The sequence below is a fragment of the Streptomyces sp. NPDC058289 genome (genome assembly GCF_042880975.1).
Taxonomy (GTDB): Bacteria; Actinomycetota; Actinomycetes; order Streptomycetales; family Streptomycetaceae; genus Streptomyces; species Streptomyces stoeckheimensis.
The window spans coordinates 1-25,799 of record NZ_JBHVYI010000039.1 but is presented as its reverse complement, the minus strand read 5'-3'; the positions used below and the strand labels follow the sequence as shown (position 1 = coordinate 25,799).

The 25,799-nt window shown below is 71.7% G+C and carries 14 protein-coding genes, 1 tRNA gene and 1 rRNA gene; 4 read left to right on the top strand and 12 right to left on the bottom strand.

The window, feature by feature from the left end:
* Positions 1-50 precede the first annotated feature (50 nt).
* The 3 genes from ACFVX6_RS21045 (at position 51) to ACFVX6_RS21035 (ending at position 7,058) form a co-directional block, all read left to right on the top strand.
* Positions 51-4,664, top strand: coding sequence for an ATP-dependent helicase (locus tag ACFVX6_RS21045; protein WP_389693546.1), 4,614 nt, complete (start codon positions 51-53; stop codon positions 4,662-4,664).
* A gap of 711 nt (positions 4,665-5,375) precedes the next feature.
* Positions 5,376-6,254: a DNA-formamidopyrimidine glycosylase family protein gene (locus ACFVX6_RS21040; RefSeq protein WP_389693544.1), complete on the top strand. Its 879-nt coding sequence runs from the start codon at positions 5,376-5,378 to the stop codon at positions 6,252-6,254.
* 36 nt (positions 6,255-6,290) lie between these two features.
* Positions 6,291-7,058: an SDR family NAD(P)-dependent oxidoreductase gene (locus tag ACFVX6_RS21035; protein WP_389693542.1), complete on the top strand. Its 768-nt coding sequence runs from the start codon at positions 6,291-6,293 to the stop codon at positions 7,056-7,058.
* A 683-nt stretch (positions 7,059-7,741) separates the two neighbouring features.
* Here the strand turns inward: ACFVX6_RS21035 and ACFVX6_RS21030 are convergent.
* The 8 genes from ACFVX6_RS21030 to ACFVX6_RS20995 form a co-directional block, all read right to left on the bottom strand.
* Positions 7,742-8,122, bottom strand: a complete 381-nt coding sequence (locus ACFVX6_RS21030; RefSeq protein ID WP_112451800.1) for a helix-turn-helix domain-containing protein — start codon at positions 8,120-8,122, stop codon at positions 7,742-7,744.
* A gap of 109 nt (positions 8,123-8,231) precedes the next feature.
* Positions 8,232-8,771 carry a CinA family protein gene (locus ACFVX6_RS21025; protein WP_389693614.1) on the bottom strand — a complete coding sequence of 180 codons (540 nt, stop codon included), beginning with the start codon at positions 8,769-8,771 and terminating at the stop codon, positions 8,232-8,234.
* 62 nt (positions 8,772-8,833) lie between these two features.
* Complete coding sequence (gene pgsA, locus ACFVX6_RS21020; protein WP_250751772.1) at positions 8,834-9,490, bottom strand: CDP-diacylglycerol--glycerol-3-phosphate 3-phosphatidyltransferase; 657 nt, start codon at positions 9,488-9,490, stop codon at positions 8,834-8,836.
* Positions 9,487-10,980, bottom strand: coding sequence for a 30S ribosomal protein S12 methylthiotransferase RimO (gene rimO / locus ACFVX6_RS21015; RefSeq protein WP_389693539.1), 1,494 nt, complete (start codon positions 10,978-10,980; stop codon positions 9,487-9,489). The genes pgsA and rimO overlap by 4 nt, the downstream gene beginning before the upstream one ends.
* A 113-nt stretch (positions 10,981-11,093) precedes the next feature.
* On the bottom strand, positions 11,094-11,990 hold the full coding sequence (locus ACFVX6_RS21010) for a helix-turn-helix domain-containing protein (RefSeq protein WP_389693537.1): 897 nt from the start codon (positions 11,988-11,990) through the stop codon (positions 11,094-11,096).
* A 204-nt stretch (positions 11,991-12,194) separates the two neighbouring features.
* Positions 12,195-15,002, bottom strand: a complete 2,808-nt coding sequence (locus ACFVX6_RS21005; RefSeq protein ID WP_389693535.1) for a DNA translocase FtsK — start codon at positions 15,000-15,002, stop codon at positions 12,195-12,197.
* 270 nt (positions 15,003-15,272) lie between these two features.
* Positions 15,273-15,959, bottom strand: a complete 687-nt coding sequence (locus ACFVX6_RS21000; RefSeq protein ID WP_250751754.1) for a two-component system response regulator — start codon at positions 15,957-15,959, stop codon at positions 15,273-15,275.
* Between the two features lie 229 nt (positions 15,960-16,188).
* Positions 16,189-21,699, bottom strand: coding sequence for a HAMP domain-containing protein (locus tag ACFVX6_RS20995; RefSeq protein WP_389693533.1), 5,511 nt, complete (start codon positions 21,697-21,699; stop codon positions 16,189-16,191).
* Between the two features lie 252 nt (positions 21,700-21,951).
* Here ACFVX6_RS20995 and ACFVX6_RS20990 point away from each other — a divergent pair, with 252 nt between their 5' ends.
* Entirely contained in the window at positions 21,952-24,474 is a 2,523-nt protein-coding gene (locus ACFVX6_RS20990) for a SpoIIE family protein phosphatase (protein WP_389693531.1), read from the top strand.
* Positions 24,475-24,494: 20 nt separating this feature from the next.
* Here the strand turns inward: ACFVX6_RS20990 and ACFVX6_RS20985 are convergent, their stop codons facing one another.
* The 4 genes from ACFVX6_RS20985 to rrf all read right to left on the bottom strand — a co-directional run.
* A complete protein-coding gene (locus tag ACFVX6_RS20985) occupies positions 24,495-24,707 on the bottom strand; it encodes a hypothetical protein (RefSeq protein WP_389693529.1) in 213 nt (70 codons plus the stop codon).
* Positions 24,708-24,877: 170 nt separating this feature from the next.
* Positions 24,878-25,516 carry a hypothetical protein gene (locus tag ACFVX6_RS20980; RefSeq protein ID WP_389693527.1) on the bottom strand — a complete coding sequence of 213 codons (639 nt, stop codon included), beginning with the start codon at positions 25,514-25,516 and terminating at the stop codon, positions 24,878-24,880.
* Between the two features lie 109 nt (positions 25,517-25,625).
* Positions 25,626-25,701: transfer RNA gene (locus tag ACFVX6_RS20975), tRNA-Thr, on the bottom strand.
* Between the two features lie 5 nt (positions 25,702-25,706).
* A 5S ribosomal RNA gene (rrf, locus tag ACFVX6_RS20970) occupies positions 25,707-25,799 on the bottom strand; the annotation flags it as partial.

Below are 25,799 nucleotides of genomic sequence, written 5' to 3'. Positions count from 1 at the left end.
TGTTTCCACAGGTCCGGCCGGTTGTCAGTGGGCGGGTGCACGATGGGGGCATGTCCGGTACCGCGCTCGACTCGTTCTCCCCCGCGACCCGTTCTTGGTTCACGGGGGCCTTCGTCTCACCCACCGCCGCCCAGGAGGGCGCCTGGCGGGCCATCGGTGCGGGCTCGGACGTGCTGGTGGTGGCCCCCACCGGCTCCGGCAAGACCCTGGCCGCCTTCCTCGCCGCCCTCGACCAGCTCGCCTCGGCCCCGCCCCCGGCCGATCCGAAGAAGCGCTGCCGGGTGCTGTACATCTCGCCCCTGAAGGCCCTGGCGGTGGACGTGGAGCGAAACCTCCGCAGCCCGCTGACCGGTATCCGGCAGGAATCGGTGCGCCTGGGCCTGCCCGAGCCCGAGATCCGGGTCGGCATCCGCTCCGGCGACACCCCGCCGGCCGAGCGGCGCGCGTTGGTGACCCGGCCGCCGGACATCCTGATCACCACGCCCGAGTCGCTGTTCCTGATGCTGACCTCGGCCGCCCGCGAGGCCCTGGCCGGGATCGAGACGGTGATCCTGGACGAGGTGCACGCGGTCGCCGGGACCAAGCGCGGCGCCCATCTCGCGCTGTCCCTGGAGCGGTTGGACGAGCTGCTGCCCCGCCCCGCGCGCCGGATCGGCCTGTCGGCGACGGTCCGCCCGGTGGAAGAGGTGGCCCGCTACCTCGCTCCGCGCGGCAAGGTGGAGATCGTCCAGCCGCCCTCGACCAAGGAGTTCGACCTGTCGGTGGTCGTTCCGGTCGAGGACATGGGCGAGTTGGGCGGCTCCCCCGCCACCGAGGGCAAGGAGGGCGGCGACAAGCCCTCCATCTGGCCGCACGTGGAGGAGCGGATCGCCGATCTGGTCCAGGCCCACCGGTCCACCATCGTGTTCGCCAACTCCCGCCGCCTCGCCGAGCGCCTGTGCAACCGGCTCAACGAGATCGCGTACGAGCGGGCCACCGGCGGCCCGCTGCCCGAGGGCCCGCCCCCGGCCGAGATCATGGCCCAGTCGGGCGCCGCCCAAGGTGCTCCGCCTCTGATGGCCCGCGCCCACCACGGCTCGGTCTCCAAGGAGCAGCGGGCGCTGGTGGAGGAGGACTTGAAGGCGGGCCGGCTGCCCGCCGTGGTCGCCACGTCGAGCCTGGAGCTCGGCATCGACATGGGTGCGGTGGACCTCGTCATCCAGGTGGAGTCCCCGCCGTCGGTGGCCTCCGGGCTACAGCGGGTGGGCCGGGCCGGGCACCAGGTGGGCGCGGTCTCCACCGGAGTCGTCTTCCCCAAGTACCGGGGCGACCTCGTCCAGGCGGCCGTGGTCACCGAGCGGATGCGCACGGGCTCGATCGAGTCCCTGCGGATCCCCTCCAACCCGCTGGACGTCCTCGCCCAGCAGCTCGTCGCGATGACCGCGATGGACACCTGGCAGCTGGACGACCTGCTCGCCCTGGTGCGCCGGGCGGCCCCCTTCGCGGCGCTGCCCGACTCGGCCTTCACGGCGGTCCTGGACATGCTGGCCGGCCGCTATCCCTCGGACGCGTTCGCCGAGCTCAGGCCCCGGGTGGTGTGGGACCGCGTCGCCGGTACGATCACCGGCCGGCCCGGCGCCCAGCGGCTCGCGGTCACCTCCGGCGGCACCATCCCGGACCGCGGACTCTTCGGCGTCTTCCTGGCCGGGTCGGACCCCAAGAAGGGCGGGGGCCGGGTCGGCGAGCTCGACGAGGAAATGGTCTACGAGTCCCGCGTCGGCGACGTCTTCACCCTGGGCACCACCTCCTGGCGGATCGTGGACATCACCCGCGACCGCGTCCTGGTCACCCCCGCCCCCGGTGTTCCGGGCCGCCTCCCGTTCTGGAAGGGCGACCAGCTGGGCCGCCCGCTGGAACTGGGCCGCGCCGTCGGCGCGTTCCTGCGCGAGCTCGGCGGCCTCACCACCGAGGACGCCCGCCTGCGCCTGCTCGCGGCGGGCCTGGACGCATGGGCCGCCGAGAACGTCCTGTCCTACCTCGCCGAACAGCGCGAGGCCTGCGGCCACGTACCGGACGACCGGACCATCGTCGTCGAGCGGTTCCGCGACGAGCTCGGCGACTGGCGGGTCGTCGTCCACTCCCCCTTCGGCGCCCAGGTGCACGCCCCCTGGGCGCTGGCGCTCGGCGCCCGCCTCTCCGAGCGGTACGGGATGGACGCGCAGGTCATGCACGCGGACGACGGCATCGTGCTGCGCCTCCCGGACGCCGACCTGCTGAGCATGGACCTGGACCTGCTGGACCACGACCCGGCACGGAACAACTCCTCCGCCTCCTTCACCTCCTTCGACTTCGACGACGAGAAGCCCCCGCTGGGCGCGGCGGACGTGACCTTCGACCACGGCGACATCCAGCAGATCGTCACCGACCAGGTGGGCGGTTCCGCGCTGTTCGCCTCCCGCTTCCGCGAGTGCGCGGCCCGCGCCCTGCTCCTCCCGCGCCGCAATCCCGGCAAGCGCACCCCCCTGTGGCAGCAGCGCCAGCGCGCCTCGCAGCTGCTTCAGGTGGCCTCCGAGTTCGGTTCGTTCCCGATCGTGCTGGAAGCCGTACGGGAATGCCTGCAGGACGTCTTCGACGTGCCGGGCCTGACCGAGCTGATGGGGGACATCGAGGCACGCCGGGTCCGCCTCGTCGAGGTCACGACGCCCGAGCCCTCCCCCTTCGCCCGCTCCCTCCTCTTCGGCTACGTCGCCCAGTTCCTCTACGAGGGCGACTCGCCCCTCGCCGAGCGCAGGGCGGCCGCGCTGTCGCTGGACTCCCGGCTGCTGGCCGAGCTGCTCGGCCAGGCCGAGCTCCGCGAACTGCTCGACGCGGACGTGCTGACGGAGCTGGAGCGGGAGCTCCAGTGGCTGACCGAGGACCGACGGGCCAAGGACGCCGAGTCGGTGGCCGACCTGCTGCGCCTACTGGGCCCGCTCACCCCGGCGGACCTGGCCGCCCGCGGGGCGGAGGCGGAGTGGGCGCCGTCCCTCGCCGCCTCCCGCCGGGCGATCCGGGTCCGGATCGCCGGCGAGGACCACTGGGCGGCCGTCGAGGACGCCGGCCGGCTGCGCGACGCGCTGGGCACGGCGCTCCCGGTGGGCGTCCCGGAGGCGTTCACCGAGCCGGTGAAGGACCCGCTCGGCGACCTCCTGGCCCGGTACGCCCGCACCCACGGCCCCTTCACCACGGTCACCGCCGCCGCCCGCTTCGGGCTCGGCACGGCCGTGACGGACGGAGCGCTGCACCGGCTCGCCGCGGCCGGGCGGGTGGTGCAGGGCGAGTTCCACCCGGCGGGCATCGGCCAGGAATGGTGCGACGCCACGGTTCTCCGACGGCTGCGGCGACGCTCCCTCGCCGCCCTGCGCCAGGAACTGGAGCCGGTCCCTCCCGCTTCCCTCGCCACCTTCCTCCCCCAGTGGCAGCACCTGGGCGGAGCCCTGCGCGGCATCGACGGCCTGGCCCGCGCGATCGAACAGCTCCAGGGCGCCGCGGTTCCCGCCTCCGCCCTCGAGCGCCTGATCCTCCCCTCCCGCGTGGCGGACTATTCCCCCACCCTCCTGGACGAGCTCACCACCACCGGCGAGGTCGTCTGGGCCGGCGCGGGCGCCCTCCCGGGCAAGGACGGCTGGGTCTCCCTCTACCTCGCGGAGGCCGCCCCCCTCCTCCTCCCGCCCCCGCACCCCCTGGAGCTCTCCCCGCTCCACGAAGCGGTCCTCTCCGCCCTCTCCGGCGGCTTCGGCCTGTTCTTCCGCCAGCTCACGGACCGGGTCCGCGCGCAGCACCCGGACGCATCGGACGCGGACCTCTCCTCCGCCGTCTGGGACCTGGCGTGGTCGGGCCGCCTGACCAACGACACCCTGGCCCCCCTGCGCTCCCTCCTCGGCTCGGGCCGCACGGCGGGCGCCACCGCCCACCGCGCCCGCCGGACGATCCCCCGCGGCCGTTACGGCACCCTCAGCGGCCCTTCTTCCCGTACGGGCCCGCCCACGGTGTCGGGCCGCTGGTCCCTGCTCCCGGTCCACGCCCCGGACCCGACCCACCGCGCACACGCCCTGGCCCGCACCCTGCTCGACCGCCACGGGGTGGTGACCCGGGGTGCGGTGGCCGCGGAAGGCGTGGAGGGCGGCTTCAGCGCGGTCTACCGGGTCCTGTCCGCCTTCGAGGACAGCGGCCAGGCCCGCAGGGGCTACGTGGTCGAAGGCCTGGGTGCGGCCCAGTTCGCCATGGACGGCGCGGTGGACCGCCTCCGCGCCGCCGAGCGGACGCCGCCCCCTCTTGCCGCAGTGGTCCTCGCCGCCGCCGACCCGGCGAACGCCTACGGCGCCGCCCTCCCCTGGCCGGAGCCCCCGACCGGCGCCACCCACAAGCCGGGCCGCAAGGCGGGCTCCCTGGTGGTCCTGGTCGACGGCGAACTCACCCTCTACCTGGAGCGCGGCGGCAAAACCCTCCTCGCCTGGCCCGACCCGGAAGACCCCCGCCTCACAGCCGCCCTGACGGCCCTCACCACGGCGTCCCGCAACGGCACCCTCCCCACCCTCACGGTGGAACGCATCAACGCCGCCCCCTCCCTCACCTCCCCCTACGCCCCACCCACGGAAGCCTCCGGCTTCCACGCCACCCCCCAAGGCCTCCGCCTCCGCCACTAACCCCAAACCGGGCCCGAGCCACAGCCCAGAAACGAGAACCGAGCCGCACCCGGGAAACGAACCCCAGAACACGCCCCAGCAACGAGGGCCCGGTACACGACCACACAACCCCGGAAATCCAACCCCCCACCCGACCCGAGCACCGGGCCCGACGACAGCCCCGGGAACGGCCCGAGGGCAGGCCCGGGGCGGCTCCGGGGGACGAGTCCAGGAGCAGCCCAGGGCGGGTCCGGGGGGCCGGAGGCCGATCCGGGGCGGGTCCGGGCGCAGCCCCGAGGAAGGCCCGGCGGCCGATCCGCGGCGCAGCCCCGAGGGAACGGGTCCGGGGCGGGCCCGGAGGCCGACCCGATGAACGGGTCCGGGGCACAGCCCCAAGGAAGGCCCGGCGGCCGATCCACGACGCAGCCCGAGGGAACGCGTCCGGGGCGGGCCCGGAGGCCGACCCGATGAACGGGTCCGGGGCACAGCCCTAGGAAGGCCCGGAGGCCGATCCACGGCGCAGCCCGAGGGAACGGGTCCGGGGCACAGCCCTAGGAAGGCTCGGAGGCCGATCCACGGCGCAGCCCGAGGGAACGGGTCCGGGGCACAGCCCCAAGCCGGGGTCCGGGGCACAGCCCCGGGGAACGGAGGAAGGGCGGGGCGGGGAGCAAGCACCGCGCAGCGGAGCCCCGGCCGCACCCCACGAGCCCGACTCCGCAGGAGAATGGACGCATGCCCGAAGGCGACACCGTCTACCGCACCGCAGCCCGGCTCCGCGAAGCCCTCGCGGGCAAGGAACTCACCCGCTCCGACCTCCGCGTCCCCCGCTTCGCCACCGCAGACCTCACCGGCTTCACCACCCTGGAAGTCGTCCCCCGGGGCAAGCACCTCCTCATGCGCTTCGGCCCCCCGCCGGCACCCGACACCGAAGCAGGAACCGGCACCGACCCAGGAGCCACCCCCCACCCCCGCCTCACCCTGCACACCCACCTCCGCATGGACGGCACCTGGCGCATCCTCCCCACCACCCCCCGCACCACCGGCACCCCCACCCCACCCCGCCCACCCCGCCCGCCGGGCCCCGCCCACGAAATCCGCGTCATCCTCGCCACCGCCGACCACACCGCCTTCGGCTACCGCCTCCCCGTCGTCGAACTGCTCCGCACCGCCGACGAGCACCGCGCCGTCGGCCACCTCGGCCCCGACCTCCTCGGTCCCGACTGGGACGAGGCCACCGCCGCCGCGAACCTCCTCGCCGCCCCCGCCCGCCCCCTGGGCGAAGCCCTCCTCGACCAGCGCAACCTGGCCGGCATCGGCAACGTCTACAAGGCCGAGCTCTGCTTCCTCGCCCAGGTCACCCCCTGGACCCCGGTGGGCGATCTACCGCCCCGCACCCTCCCCCGGCTCGCGGCCGCCGCGCACCGGCTCCTCGACGCGAACAAGGCCCGCCGCCGCAACACCACCGGCAGCCTCCGCCCCGGCCAGGACCTGTTCGTCTACGGCCGCGCCCACCGCCCCTGCCTGCGCTGCGGCACCCCCGTCCGCGAGGCTCCGCAGGACGACCGGCCCACGTACTGGTGTCCTCGTTGCCAATCCGGCCCGACGCCTTAGTTGACGCCCCGTCAGATACGGTCGTACCGTCCCCGCATGCCTACACCCAGCGCGTACGAACTCACCGGCCGCACCGCTCTGATCACCGGCGCCGCCAGCGGCATCGGCCGGGCCACCGCCGTACTCCTCGCCGAGGCCGGAGCCGCCGTGCACTGCGCGGACCGCGACGCCCAGGGCCTCGAGGAGACAGTCGAACTGATCGCCAAGGCCGGCGGCCGGGCCACCGCCCACCCCCTCGACGTGACCGACCGCGCCGCGATCAAGGCGGCGATCGCCCAGGCCGGTCCGCTCGACATCACCGCCGCGATCGCCGGGATCATGCACAGCAGCAGCGTTCTGGAGACGTCCGACGAGGACCTCGACCGGGTCCTGGACATCAACTTCAAGGGGGTGCTGCGCACCTGCCAGGAGGCGGCCCGCGCCATGATCGCGGCCGGCCGGCCCGGTTCGATCATCACCATGGCCTCCGGCGCCGTGGACGCCGCCCAGCCCGGCCTGCTCTGCTACAGCGCCGCCAAGGCCGCCGTCGTCCAGCTGACCAAGACGCTCGCCACCGAGGCCGGCCCGCATGGCATCCGTGTCAACGCCGTCGCGCCCGGTTGGATCCGCACCCCGATGACCGGCCGACACAGCCCCGAGGTCCAGGAGCAGACCGAGGCGATGATGACGCGGATGTCCCCGCTGCGCCGCGTGGGCGAGCCCGAGGACATAGCCCAGGCAGTGCTCTACCTCGCCTCGGACGCCTCCTCCTTCATGACGGGCCAGATCCTTCGCCCGAACGGAGGAGTCGCCATGCCCTGGTAACCAACCACCCGTCGCCCGACCACCCGGGCCTCGACCACCCGGCCCGATCCACCCGCCACCCGGCCCCCAGGCCCGGAAACCCGCCACCGGCCACCGTCACCCGACGACCAGGCCCACGATCACCAAGCCCCCGACGACCCGCCCCCCGGCTCCCCGCCCCCCGACGGCACCACCCCCGGCTCCCCGACCGCCACCGACCCGTCAGCAGCCCGCTCCCCACCGTTGCCCCCGGCTCCGCCGCCACCCCCGCCACCACGACCACCCGCCGCCCCCCGGCGGCGACGACCACCCGCCGGCCCCGGCACGCAGTGCACCGGCAGCAGCCCCAGCCCCCACCCCCCGACGGCGACCGCACCCTCCACCGGCCCGGCCTCGGCCGGAGCCAGCACGAGCCGCAGCACGGCCCACCACCACAGGACGCCCACCGACAGCGCGAGGGCCAGACCCACGGGTATACCCAGCAACCGCCGCACGGCCACCTCCAGGGGCCGGAGACCCGAACGGGCCCATCCTCCCGCACCCCGCCCGCACCCGCACCCCCTCGCGCCCGCACCAGAACCAGAGCCGGGACCACACCCGCACCCGGGACCACACCCGCACCCGGAACGGCAAGAAGCCCCGCCCGGCACCCAAGGGGCACCGGCCGGGGCTCCGGCCACACTCATACGCTCAGCACGCACGCATCACGCGGCTACGACATTCACCGCTTCCACGGGCGCCTTGATGGTCACCCGTTCCGGGCCACCCGTGACCGAGGCCACGGATACCGAATTGAGCATCGGGCGGACCGGTGCGGACACCGGTTCGCTCGCCGCGGCGGACTGGGCCAGCTCGGCGAGCGAAAGCTCGTCGCTGACTTCCCGCATCAGCTCTGACATCCGTACGTCAAGCGCGTCGCAGATCGCGGAGAGCAGCTCGGAAGATGCCTCCTTCTGCCCCCGCTCCACCTCGGAGAGATAGCCGAGCGAAACCCGGGCGGACGAGGAGACTTCGCGCAGAGTACGGCCCTGGCGCTGGCGCTGCCGACGCAGCACGTCACCCAGCAGGCGACGGAGCAGAATCATCGGTGGCTCCCTCCTCTGACCGTGTAGCCGTAACCTTCACGCCCCACCGTACCGCCTCGCGCGGCGGCCGTGCGGGGAGCGATGTCGTGTTCACTCAGGGCTGCAAACATCAATTCCCCCCGTCCTGTTCCGTATCCTGCCCCCGCAGATTGTCGCGGAGTTCGCTCGCGAGCAGCTCGAGCACTGTCCGTGCACTCTCCCTACGGATTTCCGCGCGGGAGCCTTTCAACCTCAGCCGGGCCGTTTTCCTGCCCCCGGGACCCGCCACGGCGATGAAAACGGTGCCCACCGGCTGCCCGTCCTGCGGCTCGGGACCGGCCACTCCGGTGGTCGCGATGCCCCAGGAGGCGCCGAGCACGCGCCGCACTCCGGCGGCCATCTCCTCCGCGACCTGCGGGTTCACCGCACCCTCGGCCTCGAGCAGCCCGGCGTCCACACCGAGCACCTGGTGCTTCAGCTCGGTCGCGTACGCCGTGACGGACCCGCGGAACGACTTGGAGGCGCCGGGGACGGCCGTGAGTTCCGCGGCGACCATGCCGCCGGTCAGCGACTCCGCCACAGCAACCGTACCGTTACTCTCCGCGAGGAGTCGCAGCACATCGGCCGCAACCGCCCCAGTGTCCCCATCGGCCCCTGCGGCATTCCGCACGGCTTCACCGGCCACCGAAGAACCGCCCGTCTCTTGCAGCACCGCGCCATCCCCCGGCAGGTTCACCGCGCGGCACGCTCCGCGGCGAGGCCCTTGCGCCGGAGCACGACGGCCTGCCGGATGTAGTCCAAACCGGTGACGACGGTCAGGACGACGGCGACCGCCATCACCCAGAACCGCAGCGTCGCCAGCGGCCCGGTCAGCGCGAGCACGTACATGCCCACGGCCGTGCCCTGGGCCAGGGTCTTCAGCTTCCCGCCCCGGCTCGCCGGAATCACTCCGTACCTGATGACCCAGAAACGCATGAGCGTGATCCCGAGTTCCCGGCCGAGGATCACCCCGGTGACCCACCAGGGCAGATCGCCGAGCCAGGACAGACACACCAATGCCGACCCCATGATCGCCTTGTCGGCGATGGGGTCGGCGATCTTCCCGAAGTCGGTAACCAGATTGTACGTACGGGCCAGATGCCCGTCGAAGATGTCGGTGATCATGGCGACGGCGAACGCCGCCCACGCCAGCGCCCGCCAGACGGGGTCGTAGCCCCCGTCGGCGAGCAGCAGCATCACGAATCCCGGCACCAGGACCAGCCGGATCATCGTCAGGATGTTGGCGATGTTCCACAGGCTGGCCTGATTGACCGCCGCGGCGCCCAGCTTCGCGCCGGGCGCGGGCCGGCGGCCGGTCCCGCCCGCCGCAGATGCCGGGGCTCCGGTCATCCGGCCGCCTCCTCAAGATCCACGCCCAGGGGCTCCGCCACGAGGTCCACACCCAGGGTGCCGACCACCTTCGCGGTGACGATACGCCCCGGGACCAGGCCCGCGCCGTCCGTGAAGACGACCTGGCCGTCGGTCTCGGGCGCCTGGTGGGCGGCGCGCCCGTAGGCTCCCTCGCCGTCCTCCGCCTCGTCGATCGGGACGACCGTCTCGACGAGCACCTCCAGCGTCTCCCCGATCCGCTCCTCCGCGCGCTGCGAGGTGAGCTCCTCGGCGAGGCGCTGCATGTGGGCGAGGCGCTCGGCGATGGTGTCGGCGTCCAGCTTGTTCTCGTACGTGACGGCCTCGGTGCCGTCCTCGTCGGAGTAGCCGAAGACACCGATGGCGTCGAGCCGCGCGCTGGTGAGGAAGCGCTCCAGCTCGGCGAAGTCCGACTCCTTCTCGCCGGGGAAGCCGACGATGAAGTTGGACCGGACGCCGGCCGTCGGGGCCTTGCTGCGGATGGTGTCCAGCAGCTCCAGGAACCGGTCGGTGTCACCGAAGCGGCGCATGGCGCGCAGCACGTCGGGGGCCGAGTGCTGGAAGGAGAGGTCGAAGTACGGGACGACCTTGGGGGTCGAGGTGAGTACGTCGATCAGGCCGGGTCGCATCTCGGCGGGCTGGAGGTAGCTGACGCGGACGCGCTCGATGCCGTCCACCTCGGCCAGCTCGGGCAGCAGGGTCTCCAGCAGGCGGATGTCGCCCAGGTCCTTGCCGTACGAGGTGTTGTTCTCGGAGACCAGCATGATCTCCTTGACGCCCTGCTCCGCGAGCCAGCGCGTCTCGCCCAGCACGTCGCTGGGGCGGCGGGAGATGAAGGAGCCCCGGAAGGACGGGATGGCGCAGAAGGAGCAGCGCCGGTCGCAGCCGGAGGCGAGCTTGACCGAGGCGACCGGGCTCTTGTCCAGGCGGCGGCGCAGCGGCGCACGCGGACCGGAGGCGGGCGCGACGCCCTCCGGAAGGTCCTCGGGGGCGGCCTCCGGCTCCTGGGCGTGGCCGGGGAGCGCCACATCGGCGTCCTGGCGCTGGGCCGGGCTGATCGGCAGCAGCTTGCGCCGGTCGCGCGGGGTGTGGGAGGCGTGGATGCCGCCGTTGAGGATGGTCTGGAGGCGGTCGGAGATGTCGGCGTAGTCGTCGAAGCCGAGTACTCCGTCGGCCTCGGGGAGCGCTTCGGCAAGCTCCTTGCCGTAGCGCTCGGCCATACAGCCGACGGCTACGACGGCCTGCGTGCGGCCGTGATCCTTGAGATCATTGGCCTCCAGCAGGGCGTCTACGGAGTCCTTTTTGGCGGCTTCGACAAAGCCGCAGGTGTTGACGACGGCTACGTCCGCATCGGCGGCGTCCTCGACGAGCTCCCAGCCATCCGCCGCCAAGCGGCCTGCGAGCTCCTCCGAGTCCACCTCGTTACGGGCGCAGCCAAGAGTGACAAGGGCGACGGTACGGCGTTCGGGCATGGACTCAAGACTACTTCGTCCCGGCACCGGCCCCCGCCTCCCGTCCCGGACGGCAAGATCCCCGGGGTGCGGCGCGGCACCCCGGGGATCCGGAACGTTTTATTCCCTGCTGGTCAGCCCGCCTGGGCCTGGCCCTGACGCGGGTCGTCCTTGGTGTATGTGAGACGTTCCACCTGTCCGGGCTGGAACTCGTCCTTGATCTCCTTGCCGTTCACGAAGAGCTTCACGACCCCGGCATCGCCGAGCACCAGGTCGATGGACTCCTTGTCCGTGAACGTCTTCGACTGACCCTGTTCGAGGGTGCCGTCGAAGAGGAGCCGGCCACTGTGGTCCTTGGCCGAGATCCAGCTCTCGCCGTCGTTGGCCGTCAGGACGACCGTGACGAGGTCCTTGGGCGCGGCGGCGATGGCGCTGTCCGAGGGCTCCGGCTTGGGAGCCGTGGGCGCCGGCGGTGCCTTGACCGACGGCTTGGACGCGTTCGGGGTGGGTGCGGGCTTCGGCGCGGCGGAACCTTCCGCCACCGGCCGCTTGGTCTTCTCGTCGGCGCCGCCGAAGGCCGTGAAGCCGACGAAGCCGATCACGGCAACGATGGCGGCGACCATGGCGGCGGTCCAGTTGGGCCGCTGCCGTTCGGGGCGGATCCGCTCGGCTTCGAACATCGGCGCGGCGGGGGTGGGTGCCGGCCGGCCGCCGTGGGCCGCGTCGTAGCTGTCGATCAGGGGTTCCGGATCGAGTCGTACGGCACGGGCGAGCGTACGGATGTGGCCGCGGGCATAGACATCGCCGCCGCAGCGCGTGAAATCGTCGGATTCGATCGCGTGCACGATCGGGATGCGCACGCGGGTGGTGGAACTGACCTCGTCGACAGTCAGCCCGGCGGCGATCCGGGCCTTCTTGAGGGCCGTCCCGATGGACGGCTCTTCGACGGAACGTTCGACGAGGCGGTCCTCGGACCGGTCGTCGGTCGAAGGCCGCTCTTCTTCGGGGGAGTTGGCGTTGCCGATGGACACGAGGGCGCCTTTCGAGCGTGTAGCCACCTGCTGGAAGTCCAGTCTAGGGGGGTGACGAAAGGGTGGAGCAACCGGAGGGGCACCTCCCTACGCCATACGAATGGCCAAGGGGCTCCCGCCCGGTGCGGCGACCCGGAACAGACCGCCACCTCCCTCAACTAGACACACGACCGGGGGAAACGGTTGCCCCCGATCCTTTGTCCGTTACTCGGGAGTCTCCCCCCGGATCACCGCGAGCACGCCGTCCAGCTCGTCGGCCTTCAGCAGCACGTCGCGCGCCTTCGACCCCTCGCTCGGTCCGACGATCCCCCGCGACTCCATCAGGTCCATCAGCCGCCCGGCCTTCGCGAACCCGACCCGCAGCTTGCGCTGGAGCATCGAGGTGGACCCGAACTGCGTGGAGACCACCAGCTCGGCCGCCTGGCACAGCAGGTCGAGGTCGTCGCCGATCTCCTCGTCGATCTCCTTCTTCTGCTTCTGCCCGACCGTGACGTCGTTGCGGAACACCGGCGCCATCTGGTCCTTGCAGTGCTGCACGATCCCGGCGATCTCGTCCTCGGTGACGAAGGCGCCCTGGAGCCGCACCGGCTTGTTCGCGCCCATGGGCAGGAACAGACCGTCGCCCTTGCCGATGAGCTTCTCCGCACCCGGCTGGTCGAGGATGACCCGGCTGTCGGCGAGCGAGGAGGTGGCGAAGGCCAGGCGCGAGGGCACGTTCGCCTTGATCAGACCGGTCACCACGTCCACCGAGGGCCGCTGGGTCGCGAGCACCAGGTGGATGCCGGCCGCCCGGGCCAGCTGGGTGATGCGGACGATCGAGTCCTCCACGTCGCGCGGGGCCACCATCATCAGGTCGGCGAGCTCGTCGACGATCACCAGCAGGTACGGGTACGGGCTGAGCTCCCGCTCGCTGCCCGGCGGCAGTTTGATCTTGCCGTCGCGGATCGCCTGGTTGAAGTCGTCGATGTGCCGGTACCCGAAGGCCGCCAGGTCGTCGTAGCGCAGGTCCATCTCGCGCACGACCCACTGCAGCGCCTCGGCGGCCCGCTTGGGGTTGGTGATGATCGGCGTGATCAGGTGCGGGATGCCCTCGTACGCCGTCAGCTCCACCCGCTTGGGGTCCACGAGCACCATCCGGACGTCCTCCGGGGTGGCCCGCACCATCACCGAGGTGATCAGGCAGTTGATGCAGGAGGACTTTCCGGAACCGGTGGCTCCGGCCACCAGGACGTGCGGCATCTTCGCCAGGTTGGCCATGACGTAGCCGCCCTCGACGTCCTTGCCGAGCGCCACCAGCATCGGGTGGTCGTCCTCGGCGGCGTCCGCCAGCCGCAGGACGTCCCCCAGGTTGACCATCTCGCGGTCGGTGTTCGGGATCTCGATGCCGACCGCCGACTTGCCCGGAATCGGGCTGATGATGCGCACGTCGGGCGAGGCCACGGCGTAGGCGATGTTCTTCGCCAGCGCCGTGATCCGCTCGACCTTCACGGCCGGGCCGAGCTCCACCTCGTAGCGGGTCACCGTCGGGCCCCGGGTGAAACCGGTGACCTTCGCGTCGACCTTGAACTCCATGAACACGTTCGTCAGCGAAGCCACGACCGCGTCGTTCGCGGCGCTGCGGGTCTTGCCCGGGCCGCCCTTCTCCAGCAGGTCCAGCGAGGGCAGGGAGTACGTGATGTCCCCGCGCAGCTGGAGCTGCTCCGCGCGGGTCGGCAGCGCCTGGGTCGGGGGCGGGGTCTTGGTCAGGTCGGGAACGGACAGCGTCCCGGAGGCCGCCGCGGTGGTGTCGTGCGGCGGGGCCGCGGCGTCGACGGGCTTCTCCTCGCGGGCGGCCTTCTCCTCGCGGGACGGCCCCTCCTCCCGGGCCGCCGGAACCGGAGCGGTGATCTCCGCGCCCTCGCGCTCGACCGAGATGCCCTGGGTGAGGTCGGCGACCAGCGGGGAGGGCGGCATCCCGCCGTACACCACCCCGTCCAGCGCGGCGGCGGCCGCCGCGGCGACGTCGACGGCGTCCATCCCGCGGTCCATGGCCCGGCCCGCGGACCGCCGGGGGCGCCGCCGCCGGGCGAGCGCCTCCTCCTCGGCGGTCTCCGCCGGGTCTCCCGGCCCGGCAGCGCCGGAGCGGGCCCGCCACTGCTCGGCATCGTGCCGGTCCGCGGCGGCCGAGGCCGCGCTCGCGGGGTCCCCCTGCGCCGCGTACTCGGCGTACTCGGCGTCGTGTTCGTTCGGAGCGATGACCCCGAGGCGGATCCCCGCGCTCCGCAGCCGCTGCGGGATCGCGTTGACGGGGGTGGCGGTGACCACCAGCAGCCCGAACACGGTGAGCAGCACCAGCATCGGCACGGCCAGCGGCGCGCCCATGGTGAAGATCAGCGGCTTCGAGGCGCCCCAGCCGATCAGCCCGCCGGCGTTCTGCATGGCGGTGGTGCCCTCGTCGCGCCCGGGGGCTCCGCAGGCGATGTGCACGAGCCCCAGGACTCCGATGACCAGCGCCGAGAGCCCGATGCCGATGCGGCCGTTGGCGTCGGCCTGTTCGGGATGGCGGATGAAACGTACCGCCATGACACCGAGCAGGACCGGCACGAGCAGGTCGAGCCGCCCGAAGGCGCCGGTGACCAGCATGGTCACCAGGTCCCCGACGGGCCCGCTCAGGTTCGACCAGGTCCCGGCGGCGACGATCAGCGCGAGCGCGAGCAGCAGCAGGGCGAGGCCGTCCTTGCGGTGGGCCGGGTCGAGGTTCTTCGCGCCCTGCCCGATGCCGCGGAAGATGGCGCCGACCGCGTGCGCGATGCCGAGCCAGAAGGCGCGCACCAGCCGCAGCACTCCCCCGGTGGGGGACGGCGCGGGCTTCGGCGCGACCTTCTTGACGGGCCGCTTGGCGGCTGCCGTCTTCTTGGCGGGCGGCTTGCGCGCTGGGGCAGCTTTCTTCGCCGGCGCCGTCGTACGGCCGGTGCGGCCCTTCGCGGTGCCCGCCGTGCTCTGGGAACCCTTACCGGACGTACTTGAGGCCATGCGCCCGAGGTTACCGGTGCGCGCGCCGGTGGACACGCGTGCCCACCCCTTCACCCGTTCGTGTCGTTCCGGGTCTCGGGTGGGAGACGCCCGCGGGCTCGGCCCGTACCGGCGGCCCACCCTGACGCCCAGCCAGACCTGACGGCCCGCCAAGCGGACCCGCACGCGGCCCTCCCGGGTCGCGAGCGGCCTCCGCGAGCCTCGGCCCTGCGTGAAGCCCAACCGTGAAGCCCAGCCGTCAAGCCCATCCGTCAAGCCCAGCCGCGAGCCTCAGCCGTGAGCGGGCAGCACGGGAGCCCCGCCGCCGGTCCCCGGCTCCAGCGCGTCGAGCGCCCGCCGCAGCCCGGTGAGCTTGCGCTCCAGGTGCGCCGCGGTGGCCACCACCGAGGGGTCGGCCGCTTCTTCGCCGAGCTGCTTGGTCAGCGCCTCCGCCTGCTCCTCCACTGCGGCGAGCCGCGCGGAGAGCTCGGCCAGCAGGCCGGCCGTCTCCTTGGAGCCGTCCACCGCGCCGTTGGAGCCGCCGCCCTCCAGCTGGAGCCTCAGCAGCGCCGCCTGCTCGCGCAGTTGGCAGTTCTTCGTATACAGCTCGACGAACACCGAGACCTTGGCCCGCAGCACCCACGGGTCGAAGGGCTTGGAGATGTAGTCCACCGCACCCGCCGCGTACCCGCGGAAGGTGTGGTGCGGACCGTGGTTGATCGCCGTGAGGAAGATGATCGGGATGTCCCGGGTCCGCTCACGCCGCTTGATGTGCGCGGCCGTCTCGAACCCGTCCATGCCCGGCATCTGCACGTCGAGCAGGATGACCGCGAAGTCGTCCGTCAGCAGCGCCTTGAGCGCTTCCTCCCCTGACGACGCCCGGACCAGTGTCTGATCGAGCGCGGAGAGGATGGCCTCCAGCGCCAGCAGATTCTCCGGCCGGTCGTCGACCAGGAGGATCTTGGCCTTCTGCACCATGCCCTGTCCTCCTCGCCCCGGCATGGGGCCTCCCCGGCTCCTGGCTCCGGCCTGTGCGCCGGGCCCCGCCCCAGAGGACGGCATCCTTGCGCCGTCCGTCCTTGTGCCGGTCATCGTAGCCCCAGTCCCGAGATCGCCACACCCTGTCACCAAGATGTCACAGCGCACGAAGCGGAAACGTACTGGAAGGGCAGAAGGTTCCCTCGGGAGTCCCCCTCCGCCCGCCCGGTCACGCCCCGGCCCCGCGCATGTGCCCTTCCATGACCGACAGTAGGTAGTCGGGCTCGACCGGCTTGGTCACGTAGTCCGAGGCACCGGACTCGATCGCCTTCTCCCGGTCGCCCTTCATGGCCTTCGCCGTCAGCGCGATGATCGGCAGCCCCTCGAACTGGGGCATCCGCCGGATCGCCGAGGTCGTCGCGTACCCGTCCATCTCCGGCATCATGATGTCCATCAGCACGAGCGCCACGTCGTCGTGCTGCTCCAGGACCTCGATGCCCTCCCGGCCGTTCTCCGCGTACAGCACCGCCAGCCCGTGCTGTTCCAGCACGCTGGTCAGCGCGAAGACGTTGCGCACGTCGTCGTCCACGATCAGCACCCGCTCGCCGTGGAAGTCGTACGTCCGCGGCGTCGAGGGCAGCGGCTCCTCGACGGACCACGCCTCCGCGTCGCCCTGTCCGGGCACCTCCGCCCGCAGCGGCGGCTCGGCCATCGCCTTGCGGCGCCGCCGGAACAGCGCCGAAGACCCCTGCCCGACCGGCTCCCCGGCCCGCGGCAGCGCCATCGGCCCCACGGGCGCTACGGGGCCCTGCGCCATCGGAGCCGCCGGCAGTTCGGGCCGCGCCTCCTCGGCGGCCGGGCGGCGGTACAGCTCCCCGCGCGCCCCGCCGGGCGTCGGCGGCGCGTACCCCTGCGGGGGCAGCTCGCTCGGATGCAGCGGCAGGTACAGCGTGAAGGTCGACCCGCGCCCGGGCTCGCTCGCCGCGTGGATCTCCCCGCCCAACAGCCGGGCGATCTCCCGGCTGATGGACAGTCCGAGGCCGGTGCCGCCGTACTTGCGGCTGGTGGTCCCGTCGGCCTGCTTGAACGCCTCGAAGATCACCAGCATCTTGCTCGCCGCGATCCCGATCCCGGTGTCCGTCACCGAGAAGGCGATCAGGTCGGCGTCGGCCTCCCGCAGCGAACCGGCCTCCAGGAGCTGCTCGCGGATCGCGATCGGCACATCGGCCCCGGCGGGCCGGATCACCAGCTCCACCGCCCCGGTGTCGGTGAACTTCACCGCGTTCGACAGCAGGTTGCGCAGCACCTGGAGCAGCCGCTGCTCGTCGGTGTGCAGGGTGGCGGGGAGCTCCGGGGAGACCCGTACCGAGAAGTCGAGCCCCTTCTCCGCGGTCAGCGGCCGGAAGGTGGCCTCCACGTAGTCGACGAGCTGGACCAGCGCGATCCGCGTCGGGGAGACGTCCATCTTCCCGGCCTCGACCTTCGACAGGTCGAGGATGTCGTTGATCAGCTGGAGCAGGTCGGAGCCGGCCCCGTGGATGGTCTCGGCGAACTCCACCTGCTTGGGCGAGAGGTTCTCGTCCGCGTTGTCGGCGAGCAGCTTGGCCAGGATCAGCAGGGAGTTGAGCGGGGTACGCAGCTCGTGCGACATGTTCGCCAGGAACTCGCTCTTGTACCGCATCGAGACCGCGAGCTGCTCGGCGCGCTCCTCCAGGACCTGCCGGGCCTCCTCGATCTCGGTGTTCTTCACCTCGATGTCCCGGTTCTGCTGGGCCAGCAGCTCGGCCTTCTCCTCCAGCTCGGCGTTGGCCGCCTGGAGGGCCTTCTGCCGGTTCTCCAGCTCGTCGGAGCGCTCGCGCAGCTGCTCGGTCATCTCCTGCGACTGCTTGAGCAGCATCTCCGTCTTGGAGTTGACGGAGATGGTGTTGACGCTCGTACCGATCATCTCGGCGATCTGGCTGAGGAAGTCCTTCTGGATCTGCGTGAAGGGCTGGAAGGAGGCCAGCTCGATGACGCCGAGCACCTTCCCCTCGAAGAGCACCGGCAGCACGATCACGTGCGCGGGCGGGGCCTCGCCGAGCCCGGAGGAGATCTTCAGGTAGCCGGGCGGGGTGTTCTCGATGAGCACCATCCGCTTCTCCTCGGCGACCATCCCGATCAGTCCCTCCCCCGGCCGGAAGGAGATGGGCATCTGCCCGCCGGCGTACGCGTAACTCCCGCGCATCCGCAGCTCGTACGAGCCGTCCGCGCCCCCGTCGGTCCCGATCTCGGTGGATCCCCCGGTCGGCAGCGCCAGGAAGAACGCCCCGTGCTGCGCGGAGACCACCGGGGTCAGCTCGCTCATGATCAGCGAGGCCACGTCGTCCAGCTCGCGGCGGCCCTGCATCAGGGCGGAGATGCGGGCGAGGTTGCCCTTGAGCCAGTCCTGCTCCTTGTTGGCCAAGGTGGTGTCGCGCAGGTTGGCGATCATCGTGTTGAGGTTGTCCTGGAGGACCTGGATCTCGCCGGCGGCGTCCACGTCGATCTTCAGGTTGAGGTCGCCCCGCGTCACCGCGGTGGCCACGGCCGCGATGGCACGCACCTGCCGGGTGAGGTTCCCGGCCATCTCGTTCACGGACTCGGTCAGGTCCCGCCAGGTGCCATCCACGTCCCGGACCCGCGCCTGGCCGCCGAGGATGCCCTCGGTACCCACCTCGCGGGCCACCCGCGTCACCTGGTCGGCGAAGGAGGAGAGCTGGTCGACCATCGTGTTGATCGTGGTCTTGAGCTCCAGGATCTCCCCGCGCGCGTCGATGTCGATCTTCTTGGTCATGTCGCCCTTGGCGATGGCGGTCGTGACCATGGCGATCTGCCGCACCTGGCCGGTGAGGTTGGAGGCCATGAAGTTCACCGAGTCGGTGAGGTCCTTCCAGGTCCCGGAGACCCCGGGCACGTGCGCCTGGCCGCCGAGGCGACCCTCCGTACCCACCTCGCGGGCCACGCGCGTGACCTCGTCGGCGAAGGAGGACAGGGTCTTGACCATCGTGTTGACGGTGTCGGCGAGCTGCGCGACCTCGCCGCGCGCCTCGACGGTGACCGTCTTGGTCAGGTCGCCGTTGGCCACCGCGGTCGACACCTGCGCGATCCCGCGCACCTGGGCGGTCAGATTGCCGGCCATGGTGTTGACGTTGTCGCTGAGGTCCTTCCAGATGCCGGTGACCCCGCGCACCCGTGCCTGGCCGCCGAGGATGCCCTCGGTGCCCACCTCGCGGGCCACCCGCGTCACCTGCTCGGCGAAGGAGGACAGCTGGTCCACCATCGTGTTCACCGTGGTGACGAGCTCCAGGATCTCGCCCTTGGCATCGACGGTGATCTTCTTGGAGAGGTCGCCCATGGCGACCGCCGTGGTCACCTCGGCGATGTTGCGCACCTGCGAGGTCAGGTTGTTCGCCATGAAGTTGACGGACTGGGTGAGGTCCTTCCAGGTACCGGAGACCCCCTTCACCTCCGCCTGGCCGCCCAGGATGCCCTCGGTGCCCACCTCCCGGGCCACCCGCGTCACCTGCTCCGCGAAGTTCGAGAGCTGGTCCACCATCGTGTTGAGGGTGTTCTTCAGCTCCAGGATCTCGCCCCGGGCGTCGACCTCGATCTTCTGCGACAGATCGCCGCGGGCCACCGCGGTGGCGACCTGCGCGATGTTGCGGACCTGCGAGGTCAGGTTCCCGGCCATGCCGTTCACGGAGTCCGTCAGGTCGCGCCACACGCCGGCCACACCGGGCACCTGCGCCTGACCGCCGAGCCGGCCCTCCGTACCCACGTCCCGGGCCACCCGGGTCACCTGCTCGGCGAAGGCCGAGAGCTGGTCGACCATCGTGTTGATGGTGTTCTTCAGCTCCAGGATCTCGCCCCGGGCGTCCACGTCGATCTTCTGGGAGAGGTCTCCGCGGGCCACCGCCGTGGTGACCTGGGCGATCTGGCGCACCTGGGAGGTCAGGTTTCCGGCCATGAAGTTGACGGAGTCGGTGAGCTCCTTCCAGGTGCCGGACACCCCCTCGACCCGCGCCTGGCCGCCGAGCCGGCCCTCCGTGCCCACGTCCCGCGCCATCCGCGTGACCTGGTCGGCGAAGGAGGACAGCTGGTCCACCATCGTGTTCACGGTGTTCTTCAGCTGGAGCATCTCGCCGGAGACGTCGACCGTGACCTTCTGCGACAGGTCGCCGTTGGCCACCGCCGTCGTCACCTGGGCGATGTTGCGGACCTGCCCGGTGAGGTTGCGGAAGGCGGTGTTCACCGAGTCGGTGAGGTCCTTCCAGGTACCGGCCGCGCCTGGAACCTGCGCCTGCCCGCCCAGTTCGCCTTCGACGCCGACCTCACGGGCCACCCGCGTCACTTCGGCACCGAAGGACTGGAGCTGGTCCACCATCGTGTTGACGGTGTTCTTCAGCTCCAGCATCTCGCCGGCCACGTTCACGGTGACCTTCTGCGACAGGTCGCCGTTGGCCACCGCCGTCGTCACCTGGGCGATGTCGCGCACCTGCGTGGTGAGATTGCGGAAGACCGTGTTCACCGAGTCGGTGAGGTCCTTCCACGTCCCGGCCGCGCCCGGCACCTGCGCCTGCCCGCCGAGCAGGCCCTTCGCGCCGACCTCGCTGGCCACGCGCGTGACCTCGTCCGCGAAGGTCCGTAGCGTCTCGGTCATCTGGTTGATCGTTTCGGCCAGCTGCGCGACCTCGCCGCGCGCGCTGACCCGTACCTTCTGCGACAGGTCGCCGTTGGCCACCGCCGTGGTCACCTGGGCGATGCCGCGCACCTGGGCCGTCAGGTTGCCGGCCATGGTGTTGACGGAGTCGGTCAGGTCCTTCCACACGCCCGCGACCCCGGGCACCTTCGCCTGGCCGCCGAGCTCACCCTCCGTGCCCACCTCGCGGGCCACGCGGGTCACCTCGGAGGAGAACGAGGAGAGCTGGTCCACCATCGTGTTGACGGTGTTCTTCAGCTGCAGCATCTCGCCGGCCACGTGCACCGTGACCTTGCGCGACAGATCTCCCTTGGCCACCGCCGTCGTCACGAGAGCAATGTCACGCACCTGGGCGGTGAGCCGGTACGCCATCGTGTTGACGGAGTCGGTCAGATCCTTCCAGGATCCGGACATACCACGCACCTGCGCCTGGCCGCCGAGCTTGCCCTCGGTACCGACCTCCAGCGCCACCCGCGTCACCTCGTCGGTGAACGCGGAGAGCTGGTCGACCAGGTTGTTGACCGTCCGCCCGACCTTCAGGAACTCCCCGCGCAGTGGGTGCCCGGCACCCTCCGCGGCCTGGGTCCGCAGGTCCATGCGCTGGTCGAGATCGCCCTCGGCGACCGCCGACAGCACCCGGCCCACCTCGGACACCGGCCGGGCCAGGTCGTCGACCAGCTGGTTCGAAGCGTCGATCGCGGCCGCCCAGGAGCCCTCGCAGGCGCCTGTTTCCAGCCGTTCGCTGAGCTTGCCCTCGCGGCCGACCATGCGCCGCACCCGGGACAGCTCCCCGGTCAGGTGGAGATTGCGGTCGGCGACCTCGTTGTAGACGGCGGCGATCTCCGCCATCACGCCGTCGCCGGACACCGTGAGCCGCTTGCGGAAGTTTCCGTCCCGCATCGACACCAAGGCCGTGAGCAGCCTGTTCAGGGCCGCGGTATCGACTTCCGTCGTCCCGCCCCGCCGGGAGCGTCCTCCCTTCGGGCGCGTTCCCGTACGCCGCACCGCCGCGCCAGCCTCCACCGTGTCCCTCCCGAAAGGGTCGACCACTGTTCCACCGGGCATCTTGTTCATCAGACCGCGTCCTACGCCGTGCCCATTAACTAACCGACTCCAAGCCTGCCCAGTGTTTCACCCCGGCCGAACCCGGCCATAACACTCCGGCACCATCGCACACCGGCCGCACCCTGCGGGTGGATTCCCGGACGACGGCACCATGGCGACCGTGAAGGTAAGTAACCTGGCATCCGTTGTCCACCGCGTCGAAGGAGACTTGTGATCACGGCACGGGCGGCTGCCAGTTTCGAACCACAGGGGCGTTCAGTCGCTGCTGCCCGCGCATTCGTCCGCGATACCCTCCAGGGCTGGGGTTTCTCGGACATCATCGACGACGCGGTGGTCCTCACCAGCGAGCTCGTCACCAACGCGGTGGTCCACGCCGGCACCCGCGCCGAAGTCCTGTGCCTGCGCACCGAGGACGGCGTACGCGTAGAGGTCGCCGACCGCTACCCGGAGCGCGAGCTCCCGCTCCAGCACCCCGGCGAGCGCCCGTACGCCGATCCCGACCGCGAGAACGGCCGCGGGCTCATGCTCTGCGCCGCCCTCGCCACCCGCTGGGGCGTCGAGTACACGGCCACGCACAAGCACGTGTGGTTCCGGCTCGACATGCCGGACCGTCCGGTCGGTACCCGCTCCGCGGGACCCGTCGTCCCCGACCAGCTCCTCCCCCTGGCCGACAGCCGGGTCCGCGTCGCCGTCCTGCAGATCGACTCCGCCGGCACCGTCTCCGCCTGGAACGAGGACGCCGAGATCATCTTCGGCCACCTCGCCTCGAAGGCGGTCGGCCGCCCGCTCGCCGAGCTCGCCGCCTGGCCGCAGACCCCCGGCACCGGCACCGGCATCGCCGAGGCCCTGCGCCTGTCCCGCTGGGAGGGCAGCTACGGCATCCGCGGCGCCGACGGCCGCGTCATCCCCATCTACGCCTCCCACCTGCGGGTCCGCGATGCCCACGGCGAGCCCTCCATCGTCTGTCTGCTCGTGCACGACGACGAGCGGGCCCTGCTGCAGAGCCCCGTACGGGTCCCCATGGACGGCGGCCAGCTGACCGAGGCCCGCCCCACGGACCCCTTCGAGATCTTCATCGGCTCCCCCGCCCCCGACGACCTCGACGGCCTTCTCCAGCGCACCGTGGAACGCGCCCGTGACCTCCTCGACGCCGACTCCGCCTTCCTCCTCCTCGCCACCGACGACGAGACCGAGCTCGAAGTCCGCGCCACCACCGGCCTGCCCTCCACCCGCCAGCGCTTCGCCCGCGTCCCCGTCGAAGCCGGCACCAACCGGTACGGCAGCGCCCGCATGCCCGCCGTCCACGAGGACCTCATCGTCGTCCCCGGTGCGGTACCCCTCCTGGAAGCCACCGGCATGCGCTCCGCCATCACCGTCCCCCTCAAGGTCGAGGGCCGCCTCACCGGCTCCCTCGGAGTCGCCGCCGAAATCCCCGGCCGCTACTCCAACGACGACGCCCTGCGCCTGCAGTTCGCCGCGGACCGCATCGCCCTCGCCGTGGAATCGGCCCGCCTGGGCGAGCTCGAACGACTGCGCCGCGGCTCCCTCTCCTTCCTCGTCGAGGCCTCCGACCTGCTCGCCGGCACCCTCGACCGGGACCAGACCCTGGCCCTCATGGCCCAGATGACCGTCCCCACCCTCGCCACCTGGTGCGCCGTCTACACCATCGCCGACCAGGCCTCCGACCCGTTCCTCTCCTACGTCCTGCACGAGGACGAGGAGCGCATCGACGGCCTCAAGGCCCTGCTCGCCCAGGTCAGCCCGCCCGAACCGGTCCGCGAGTCCGGCGCCCGCCCCTGGCCCGAGACCTCCCTGGCGGTCGGCGGCGAGACGGTGGTCCTCCCGCTCCTCGCCCGCAACCGCGTCATCGGCATGCTGACCCTCGGCAAACCCTCCGAGGAGCACTTCCGGCAGGAGATCCTCGAACTCGCCGAGGACCTGTCCCGCCGCGCCGCCCTCGCCCTGGACAACGCCCGCCTGTACTCCGAGCGCACCGCCATCAGCCGCTCGCTCCAGCGCAGCCTGCTCCCGCCCGGCTCCCCCACCATCCCCGGCATCGAGGTCGAGGTCATCTACCGCGCGGCCGGCGAGGGCAACGAGGTGGGCGGCGACTTCTACGACGTCTTCCCGATCCGCCCCGGCGTCTACGGGTTCGCCATCGGCGACGTCTGCGGTACGGGCCCGGAGGCGGCCGCCGTCACCGGCCTGGCCCGCCACGCCCTGCGCCTCCTGGCCCGCGAGGGCCTGGGCGGCCCGGCCGTCCTGGAGCGCCTCAACGCCGCGATCCTCGACGAGGGCGACCGCAGCCGCTTCCTGACCCTCCTGTACGGCGAGCTGCACCCGCAGCCCGACGGCGGCGCCCACATGAAGGTCGTCTGCGCCGGCCACCCGCTGCCGCTGCGCCTGCGTCCGAACGGCGAGGTGACCTCCGCCGCCGACCCGCAGCCCCTCCTCGGCGTCCTCGAAGACCTGGACCTCTACGAGCAGACCCTCACCCTGGACCCCGGTGACGTCCTCCTCTGCGTCACCGACGGCGTCACCGAACGCCGCGAGGGCACCCGCATGCTCGGCGACGACGGCCTCGCGGAAGTCCTCACCACCTGTACGGGCCTCACCGCCGGCGCCGTCGCCTCCCGCGTCCTGCGCGCGGTGGAACGCTTCGCCGCCGAACCTGCCTCCGACGACATGGCCATCCTCGCCTTCCGCATCCCCCGGCAGCGCGACGGCGACTGAGCACCGTCGCGCCACTCGCCTCAGCGACGGGGCCCTGCCACCAGGATCATGAACGACGGGGCCGCCATTTCCCCGGTCCAGGAGGCACTGCCCGTTTCGACGACCTCGTCACGGCCGATGTCGGACCGGGAAGGAGACCTGGACGGAGGCATGAACGGGGACGGGGAGGCGCCGTCGGCAGCCCGGGCCGTCCTGAACGTGTGGGCGATGTGTCGGATCCGTTCGGTGTTCATGAGCGTTCCTCCCGTGGATCGAGGGCCTGGGAACTCCTGCTGATCCCATTGCGCCCCGAGCCCCGCCTCTGGTCACGGCCCGACAACTCGGGGCTTGACGAGGAGTCCCGGACCCCCCTCACGCACAAAAGGGCCCCCGCCAACCGGCAGAGGCCCTTCTACGCCGTCCCTCAAACGTCATCCCGACGCGTCAGCGCGATCCCGAGCACGTCCTGTACGTACAGCTCGACGAACTCGGGCAGCCAAGGATCACCGGCCATCCGATCGAAGACCTCCACCAGCCGGTCGTCCGGCTGATCGGTCAGCAGCACGATCCGCCAGGTATTGAGCGGCTGCTCGTCCGTACCCGCGACCCCGTGCTGGACGTGGAACAGCGGCTGGCGGTCGTCCGCGCGCAGCGGAGCTCCCTGCACGTCGGGGAAGGTCTCCCGGCCGAGGAAGGTGACCACCTGCCGGTCGTGGTTCAGGTACGTCTCTTCGAGCACGACTCCGTACGCGTCCGGCTCGAGCCACAGCCTCTGCTGCGACTGCCTGACGAACTCGGCCCCCAGCTCCGCACCCGTCCGTCCCGGCACCCAGGCGGAGGCAGAGCCCTCCTTGATGACGTACGGAATGAAGGCACCGGGATTGCCGGCCTTCCGGACCTCCATGTCCCAGATCCCCGCGCGGTCCAGGGCCACCGGCTCCGTGGCGAGGTACCGCTCCTCCAGGATCCGGTTCACGTCCACGGCCGGCAGAACCGCCCGGGTATACCTCTCGTCGGCCCAGGCCTGCTCGAACTCGGCCTCCGCCGGAGTCTGATCCGACATCACGCATTCCTCCCCATGAACAGCATCCTCAAGATCAATCCGAAGGATAGGCAGGGAGAACTCGGGGAACGCAAAAAGGCCCCCGCCAATGGCGGGGGCCTTCTCGTTTTGGAGCCCTTTAACGGAATCGAACCGTTGACCTTCTCCTTACCATGGAGACGCTCTACCGACTGAGCTAAAAGGGCGGGTTGTTCGGCGGCGTCCTACTCTCCCACAGGGTCCCCCCTGCAGTACCATCGGCGCTGAAAGGCTTAGCTTCCGGGTTCGGAATGTAAACCGGGCG

Coding starts and splice junctions, on each gene's coding strand:
- ACFVX6_RS21000 (WP_250751754.1), bottom strand. CDS start 15,959: ATGGTGCAGAAGGCCAAGATCCTCCTGGTCGACGACCGGCCGGAGAAT.
- ACFVX6_RS21045 (WP_389693546.1), top strand. CDS start 51: ATGTCCGGTACCGCGCTCGACTCGTTCTCCCCCGCGACCCGTTCTTGG.
- ACFVX6_RS21040 (WP_389693544.1), top strand. CDS start 5,376: ATGCCCGAAGGCGACACCGTCTACCGCACCGCAGCCCGGCTCCGCGAA.
- ACFVX6_RS21005 (WP_389693535.1), bottom strand. CDS start 15,002: ATGGCCTCAAGTACGTCCGGTAAGGGTTCCCAGAGCACGGCGGGCACC.
- pgsA (WP_250751772.1), bottom strand. CDS start 9,490: ATGACCGGAGCCCCGGCATCTGCGGCGGGCGGGACCGGCCGCCGGCCC.
- ACFVX6_RS20985 (WP_389693529.1), bottom strand. CDS start 24,707: ATGAACACCGAACGGATCCGACACATCGCCCACACGTTCAGGACGGCC.
- rimO (WP_389693539.1), bottom strand. CDS start 10,980: ATGCCCGAACGCCGTACCGTCGCCCTTGTCACTCTTGGCTGCGCCCGT.
- ACFVX6_RS21030 (WP_112451800.1), bottom strand. CDS start 8,122: ATGATTCTGCTCCGTCGCCTGCTGGGTGACGTGCTGCGTCGGCAGCGC.
- ACFVX6_RS20980 (WP_389693527.1), bottom strand. CDS start 25,516: ATGTCGGATCAGACTCCGGCGGAGGCCGAGTTCGAGCAGGCCTGGGCC.
- ACFVX6_RS21035 (WP_389693542.1), top strand. CDS start 6,291: ATGCCTACACCCAGCGCGTACGAACTCACCGGCCGCACCGCTCTGATC.